Source organism: Streptomyces sp. MB09-02B (genome assembly GCF_033794485.1).
Classification (GTDB): Bacteria; Actinomycetota; Actinomycetes; order Streptomycetales; family Streptomycetaceae; genus Streptomyces.
Genome location: NZ_JARGEE010000962.1, coordinates 1 through 762, shown reverse-complemented (window position 1 = coordinate 762; position 762 = coordinate 1). Strand labels below are relative to the sequence as shown.

The following is a 762-nucleotide window of genomic DNA, read 5'->3' as shown; positions in this document are numbered from 1 at the left end:
CGGCAGCGTCCAGTCGGCCTGGAACAGCTGGCCGTACGCCTGGGCGAGGGTCGGCGGCAGCGTCAGGAAGCCGATCGCGACGAACCAGTGGGCGAAGCCGACGATCCCCCACCGGTTCATCCGGGTGTGGCCGAGGAACTCCTTGACCAGGGTGATCGTGCGCGCCTTCGGGTCGTCCGTGCGGCTGCCCGCCGGCACCGGCTGACCGAGCTTCACGAACCGGTAGATCTGCGCCACGGCTCGGGCGATCAGCGCAACGCCGACCACGGTCAGGACCAGCGACACGATGATCGCGGCGAGTTGCATTTCGGGGCTCCTCGGGCCTGCGAGGGTGATTACTAAGCAGTAACTTATGCAGTCCGTCTGAGACTACCCAGTTCTTCAGCCGCACTGTAGCCAGGGGGGCGGTGATCTGCGTCGCTGAGGGTTGCCTGAGTGCCGGCCTGTCGCGTTCCGGGGTGATGGTGCTGTTTCAAAACGATCGTGTTATTCGTAAGAAATTGTGACACTCCCCCCTACCGTGGATCCGTGCTGTACGGAATCCTCGCCGCCGCCTCCGCCCTGTTGCTGACCGCCGTGCTCTCGGCGGCCGTCCGCGTGCCCGCGCTGCGGCTGGGGATCGTGGAGCGTCGGCGCGGGCGGCGGGTGCCGTTGCTCGGGGGCGTCGCGGTGATGGGCGGGGTGGGGGCCGGGGGGTGGGTGGGGGGGGGGAGGGGGGTCGGCCCCCCATAAAAAACTCCTCCGCCCCAAAAAAAAAGGAAA

At 67.3% G+C, this 762-nt stretch carries 1 protein-coding gene and 1 pseudogene; one reads left to right on the top strand and one right to left on the bottom strand.

Annotated elements, in window-relative coordinates:
- Nucleotides 1-306 (bottom strand): annotated as a pseudogene (locus P1P70_RS45340) (Fe-S oxidoreductase); the annotation flags it as partial.
- A 222-nt stretch (nt 307-528) separates the two neighbouring features.
- On the opposite strand from P1P70_RS45340, the gene P1P70_RS45335 reads away from it, so the two are divergent.
- On the top strand, nt 529-732 hold the full coding sequence (locus P1P70_RS45335; protein ID WP_319248428.1) for a hypothetical protein: 204 nt from the start codon (nt 529-531) through the stop codon (nt 730-732).
- The last annotated feature ends 30 nt before the right edge of the window (nt 733-762 follow it).